The sequence below is a fragment of the Blastomonas sp. UPD001 genome (assembly GCF_003426715.1).
In the GTDB taxonomy this organism is placed as follows: Bacteria; Pseudomonadota; Alphaproteobacteria; order Sphingomonadales; family Sphingomonadaceae; genus Blastomonas.
This window is the reverse complement of sequence record NZ_QKVT01000024.1, coordinates 1-4,025: the sequence shown is the minus strand read 5'-3', so window position 1 is coordinate 4,025 and position 4,025 is coordinate 1. Positions and strand designations below refer to the sequence as shown.

Here is a 4,025-nt window from a genome sequence, read left to right as displayed (position 1 = left end):
CAGCAGGCCGGGCAGGCTGTCGAAGGTCTTGCGGCCCATGATCATCGGCCGTGCCTGGGTCAGCGCCTTGAAATGGCGCAGATCCGGCGGCAGGTGCCAGGGCAGGGTGCCGTTCGCGCCGATCACGCCGCTGCGCGCGCGGGCGAGGACGAGGAAGATCTCGGGATGGTTCATGATGCCGCCCCTGAAGGTTCCAGCGTGATGCGCGTAACATGCCCCATCTTGCGCCCCGGCAGCGCGCGGTGCTTGCCATAGAGGTGCAGATGGTTGGCGGGATCGGAGAGCAGTTCCGGCCAGCCATGCGCCGCCTCGCCGATCAGGTTGCGCATCTGGGCAGCGTGGCAGGCAAGCGCGGTCTCGCCGAGCGGCAGGCCGCAGATCGCGCGGATATGGTTCTCGAACTGGCTGGTGAACGCGCCCTCGATCGTCCAGTGGCCGCTATTGTGGACGCGCGGCGCCATTTCGTTGAACACCGGGCCGTCCGCCGTAGCGAAGAACTCGAGCGTCAGCACGCCGACATAATCGAGCTTTTCCGCGACTTTCGCGGCGAGTGCGCGTGCGGCAGGGACCTGCGCCTCGATCGCAGCGCTCGCGGGCACGCTCGACAGGTCGAGAATGCCTGCGACATGGACATTTTCCGCGCTGTCCCAGAAGCGGATCTCACCCTGGGGTGAGCGTGCGAGGATCACCGAGAACTCCGCCTCGAAGGTCACGAAACCCTCGATGATCGAAGGCACCCCGCCCGCCTCGTGCCAGCGCGCCACCGGGTCGTCGGCGGGCATCACACGCGCCTGGCCCTTGCCGTCATAGCCCATGCGGTTCGACTTGATGATCGCCGGGCATCCCGCCACCGCCATCGCGGCGGCGACGTCCCCCTCCGTCTCGGCAAAGCCGAACGGCGCGGTGCGCCCGCCGAGCTCGGCGACGAAGCGTTTCTCGTCGATCCGGCTCTGCGCGACCTCGAGCGCGCGCGGCGAGGGGCGCAGCGGCACGAGGTCCGCTATGCCATCGAGCGGCGCGACGGGGACATTCTCCCATTCGTAGGTCACGACATCGCAGGCCTGGGCGAAGCTGGCGAGCGCTTCGCTGTCCGAATAGTCGGCGCTGGTCGTCTCGGCCGAAACCTCGCCCGCCGGGCTGGTCGCTTCGGGCGCGAAGACATGGCAGCGATAGCCGAGCTGCGCGGCGGCGAGGCTGAGCATCCGCCCGAGCTGCCCTCCGCCCATGATGCCGATGGTACTGCCGGGAGGTATCATCGCGCTCATGCCGGGCGTTCACCCACCGAATCGCTTTGCGCCGCACGCCAGGCCTCGAGCCGACCGGCTAGCGCCGGATCGTTGAGCGCCAGGATCGAGGCTGCCAGCAGCCCCGCATTCTTTGCGCCCGCCGGGCCGATGGCCAGCGTGCCGACCGGAATGCCGCCGGGCATCTGGACGATCGACAACAGGCTGTCCATTCCGCTCAGCGCCTTGCTCTGCACCGGCACGCCCAGCACCGGCAGCCGCGTCATGCTTGCGACCATGCCCGGCAGATGCGCCGCGCCGCCCGCGCCCGCGATGATCACCTCGAAGCCCGAATCGACGGCACCCCTGGCAAACTCCACCAGCCGGTCGGGTGTGCGATGGGCCGAGACGATGCGGCAATCGTGCGCCACGCCCAGTTCGTCGAGCACGTTGGCAGCACCCGACATGGTCTCCCAGTCCGACTGGCTGCCCATGATGATGGCGACGCGGATCGGTGCTTTGGCTGGGCGGTCGGGCGTTTCAAGTGGCTCGGCCACGCATGTCTCTCCGCGTAATTGCTGGTCCCGCCCGGGTCTTAAAGGCAAAGCCTGACACCCGCAATCACCCTGGACACGAAAAGCAACATCGCGTCAGAACGGGGGCAACTGTCCCGCTTGTGCACAAATTATACATGGTTAACGGCATTTTGATCATGCCTGACCCGCCCCGGCTTGCTATGCCGACCGCTCAAGGGACCGCGCCGGGGACAATTGCAGGCACCAACATGAAGATGACCGATGTGCAGGGCGGCCCGGGTGGACAAGCACCCCAGGCAGACGTGGCGCTGAGCCACGAGCAGCTTGCCCTGCTGTGCGCGGACCTCAAGCATCAGAACGCGCTGTTGAGCGCGCGCGTGCGCCAGCTCGAGGACGAAATCTGCCGCGATACGCTGACCCCGCTGTTCAACCGCCGCTATTTCGAGCAGGCGGTGGCGAGCTCGATCGCGCACTGCCAGCGGTACCAGAGCCGCGCCGCATTGCTGTTCGTCGATGTCGACGACCTGAAGCTGATCAACGATACCTTCGGCCATGCCGCCGGCGACGAGGCGCTGCGCTGCGTCGCGAACGTCCTGCTCGCCAATGTGCGTTCGACCGATGTCGTCGCGCGGATCGGCGGCGACGAGTTCGCGCTGATCCTGGGCGCGATCAGCGAGCGCGATGTCGAGCACAAGGTCGCGCAGCTGACGTCCGGGATTTCGGCCTGCCAGATCGGCCATGGCGAAGCGGCGAGCAGCCTGTCCGCCACCTTTGGCCATGCCTTCATCCACCCCGATGACGAGGCGGAAAAGGTGCTCGCCCGCGCCGACAGCCATATGTACCGGGTGAAGCGGTCGCGCGCCGCCGCGCGCTGAGACGCACTAGCCCCGCCAAATCCGGGCATTTGCGGTGTATTAAGGCTTTTGCTTTACAGCGCGTTACATGCAACCGTGGCAGAAGGTCCTTCTTTCCGTGTCGTTCAGTGTCGTTGCCACGCTTGTGGCGATGCAGGCGCTTGTCCTGGCGACGGGTGAGCCGATCGAATTCATCTACTGGGCCTTTGCCATGGCCTGTCCCGTGTTCGTATCGGCCCCGGTCAGCCTTGTCCTGGTCCGCCAGGCCGAGGCCAATCAGCGGCTCAACCTCGCATTGCTCGTCGCGCAGCGCGAATTGATGACCCAGGCCGACCGCGATCATCTGACCGGCGTTCTGAGCCGGGCGGCCTTTTATCGCCATGCCGAAGCCTATGACGGCGATGCGCCGGCCAGCGTGCTGCTGGCCGATATCGATCATTTCAAGGCCATCAACGACGGCCATGGCCATGCGCTCGGCGACGCGGCGCTCAGGCTGGTCGCTTCGACCCTGCAGGCGGCGCTGCGCCCCGACGATCTGCTGGGCCGCGTCGGCGGAGAGGAATTCGCGATCCTGTTGCGGGGCATGCCAATGCCGCTGGCGCTGGCCATTGCCGAACGCGCGCGCGGCGCCATTGCCGGATTGTGCATGCGGGCCGCGGACGGTTCGCCGGTCGCGCTGTCGATCTCTGTCGGCGTCGCCAGCTATGCCGCGGGCATGTCGCTCGACGTCGCGCTCGCCCAGGCCGATCAGGCCATGTACAGCGCCAAGCGCAATGGCCGTAATCGCGTCATGATCTCGGATTGAACCGAACAGCATAAACCCAGCGGCCGGGGCTCTTCAGGGCAGGTCTCCAAGTGTTTGTCTAGTCTTAAGGGTTTGGCCTTAAGCAGCATTACATGAGTCCGCTCAGGAAGATCCTGTTCTGCGTCGCATTTGGAGTCGTCATGACTTTGGCGGGGCTCGAGGCTATGGTGCATGCGCTGCACGAGCGCGTCGATTGGCCATATTGGGCCTTCGCCGTCATCTCGCCCGCTGCAGTGACCGCGACGATCAGCATCGTGCTGGTCCGGCAGATCGAGGCCAACGGCCGGCTTGCCGCCCAGCTGCTCGAAACCCAGTCCGATCTGCTCGCGCGCGCCAGCCGGGACGAGCTTACGGGCGTGATGAACCGCGCGGCATTCTATCGCGACGCCGCCGCCTATGCCGACGAGGCGCCGGCTTGCGTGCTGCTGGCCGATATCGACCATTTCAAGGCGATCAACGACGAGCATGGCCATGCGGCCGGCGACGAGGCGCTGAGGCTGGTCGCGTCCACGTTGCGCGCCGCGCTGCGACCCCGGGATCTGCTGGGGCGCGTCGGCGGCGAGGAATTCGCCATCCTGCTGTGCGGGCTTCCGTTCGGGCTCGGCAT

At 66.5% G+C, this 4,025-nt stretch carries 6 protein-coding genes; 3 read left to right on the top strand and 3 right to left on the bottom strand.

Annotated features, from left to right (window positions below; all coding sequences use genetic code 11):
• The 3 genes from DM995_RS17975 to purE all read right to left on the bottom strand — a co-directional run.
• Positions 1-174: dihydrofolate reductase (locus DM995_RS17975; protein WP_198669466.1), on the bottom strand; the 174-nt coding region annotated here is incomplete at its 3' end.
• Positions 171-1,256, bottom strand: a complete 1,086-nt coding sequence (locus DM995_RS17970) for a 5-(carboxyamino)imidazole ribonucleotide synthase (RefSeq protein ID WP_116970586.1) — start codon at positions 1,254-1,256, stop codon at positions 171-173. The genes DM995_RS17975 and DM995_RS17970, both read right to left, overlap by 4 nt.
• A gap of 5 nt (positions 1,257-1,261) precedes the next feature.
• The gene (purE, locus tag DM995_RS17965; RefSeq protein ID WP_286164969.1) at positions 1,262-1,735 is read right to left on the bottom strand and encodes a 5-(carboxyamino)imidazole ribonucleotide mutase; all 474 of its coding nucleotides are present in this window, start codon (positions 1,733-1,735) and stop codon (positions 1,262-1,264) included.
• A gap of 272 nt (positions 1,736-2,007) precedes the next feature.
• Between purE and DM995_RS17960 the strand changes: the two genes are divergently transcribed.
• The 3 genes from DM995_RS17960 to DM995_RS17950 form a co-directional block, all read left to right on the top strand.
• Positions 2,008-2,634 (top strand): GGDEF domain-containing protein, encoded by a 627-nt coding sequence (locus DM995_RS17960; RefSeq protein WP_157973314.1) that lies wholly within the window; start codon positions 2,008-2,010, stop codon positions 2,632-2,634.
• A gap of 130 nt (positions 2,635-2,764) precedes the next feature.
• Complete coding sequence (locus DM995_RS17955) at positions 2,765-3,418, top strand: GGDEF domain-containing protein (RefSeq protein ID WP_232824530.1); 654 nt, start codon at positions 2,765-2,767, stop codon at positions 3,416-3,418.
• 92 nt (positions 3,419-3,510) lie between these two features.
• The coding region (locus DM995_RS17950) for a GGDEF domain-containing protein (RefSeq protein WP_198669465.1) at positions 3,511-4,025 on the top strand (515 nt) is incomplete at its 3' end.

Coding starts and splice junctions, on each gene's coding strand:
- DM995_RS17970 (WP_116970586.1), bottom strand. CDS start 1,256: ATGATACCTCCCGGCAGTACCATCGGCATCATGGGCGGAGGGCAGCTC.
- DM995_RS17960 (WP_157973314.1), top strand. CDS start 2,008: ATGAAGATGACCGATGTGCAGGGCGGCCCGGGTGGACAAGCACCCCAG.
- DM995_RS17955 (WP_232824530.1), top strand. CDS start 2,765: ATGCAGGCGCTTGTCCTGGCGACGGGTGAGCCGATCGAATTCATCTAC.